This is a genomic window from Neisseria sp. P0001.S005, from assembly GCF_051963715.1.
In genome coordinates, this window is record NZ_JBQCTZ010001037.1 from 1 (window position 1) to 244 (window position 244).

General features: G+C 46.3%; 1 protein-coding gene. It reads right to left on the bottom strand.

Annotated features, from left to right (window positions below; all coding sequences use genetic code 11):
• The coding region (locus ACTHSP_RS23985) for a hypothetical protein (protein WP_440347226.1) at nucleotides 1–240 on the bottom strand (240 nt) is incomplete at its 3' end.
• Nucleotides 241–244 lie beyond the last annotated feature (4 nt).

The window sequence follows — 244 nt, forward strand, 5'->3', positions numbered from 1 at the left end:
GCCTTTGCCTGTCGAAGTCATCTCTACGGTAATCATGACTTCGCAAGGGAACCTGAGGTTTTCCAGCTTTGCAAAGTTATCGCTTGAACCGAACTTCATCTGAGATGCGGTGAATCCTACGGCGTTACCCGATTGAGACGGGAGCGGTGTAGCCAGCAAGACGGTACAACTGTCAATCTTCGAGCCGTCAATTTCGCCTTTGAATTTTTTTGCACATAAAAATGTTGCTGGATAAGTGATATTC